Genomic DNA, 1,055 nt, shown 5'->3' on the forward strand with positions numbered 1-1,055 from the left:
CGCCACGAAGTAGGCCACACCGTAGGGGACGGAGTCGTGCAGCAACTCGCCGCGCCACGGTGAGCCGGCCGCGCGGGCCGCGCCGGCCAGCACCTGCCAGGGGGCGCGACCGGCGGCCTTCAGCTCCGCCGACACCACCGGGTCGAGGTCGAGCAGGGCGTCCAGGTCCGCGGCGGCCAGCGCCGCGGCAACCCCCTGGTCGTACGGGAGGGCACGCGCGTCGTCGTACCCGGGTGCCTTCTCTCCCCGGCAGGCCGACCCGTCCCCCAGCACCAGCGCCGCCACCCGGTCACCCGCGGCGTCGACCTGCTCGGCGAGCGCGGCCAGCTCGGCCGGGCCGGCGTCGGTGGCCACCTGCACGGCGGTCACCGGGACCCGAGGGTTGTGGCGACTCAGCAGCCATGCGCCGATGGTCAGGCTCAACGGCAGCACCGCGCCCCGGTCGGGCTGGCCGGGCACCAGCGGCACGTCCAGGTCGACGCCCCAGGGCTGGAGGGACCCGGTCGCCGGGGTGCGGATCGGGCCGGTCACCGGGCCGGTGCCCAGCAGCACCACGATGTCCGGGTCGGTGGCCAACAGCCGGCGTACGGCGGTGTCACAGGCCGCCCGCAGATCGTCCAGCTCGGGGGCCGCTGACCCGGCCACCTCGGGCACGAGCAGGGGCGGATGCGGGCAGACGGCGGCGGCGACCAGTGGCACCCTGTCACCGTAGCGGGAATCCCCGGTGCGTCTCCGCGCCGATCCGGTCATTCGGCCCCTAGGACACCGTATGGTCACGGTCGGCGATAGGCGCTCGACGCGGACCGGGTGAGACCTGTGACAATGCCGGAAGTAACTTGGCTGCGCCGTGGCGGCGACGGGGGTTCGTTCCCTCGACGCCGGGAGAACGAGGATGGGCACATGAGCGACTGGACTGCCTTCGGACGGGTGGACGCGGACGGCACCGTGTACGTCAAGACCACCGAGGGCGAGCGGGTGGTCGGATCCTGGCAGGCGGGTGCGCCGGAGGAAGGTCTGGCACACTTCGCGCGCCGCTTCGCCGATCTGGTCACCGA

At 74.1% G+C, this 1,055-nt stretch carries 1 protein-coding gene and 1 pseudogene; one reads left to right on the plus strand and one right to left on the minus strand.

Annotated features, from left to right (window positions below):
- Positions 1 to 750 (minus strand): class III extradiol dioxygenase subunit B-like domain-containing protein (locus KBX53_RS33955; RefSeq protein ID WP_210863925.1); only part of this gene is annotated, 750 nt, incomplete at its 3' end.
- A gap of 150 nt (positions 751 to 900) precedes the next feature.
- On the opposite strand from KBX53_RS33955, the pseudogene KBX53_RS33960 reads away from it, so the two are divergent.
- Positions 901 to 1,055: pseudogene (locus KBX53_RS33960) on the plus strand (DUF349 domain-containing protein); the annotation flags it as partial.

The sequence above is a fragment of the Micromonospora sp. M51 genome (assembly GCF_018070305.1).
GTDB classification, from domain to species: Bacteria; Actinomycetota; Actinomycetes; order Mycobacteriales; family Micromonosporaceae; genus Micromonospora; species Micromonospora parva.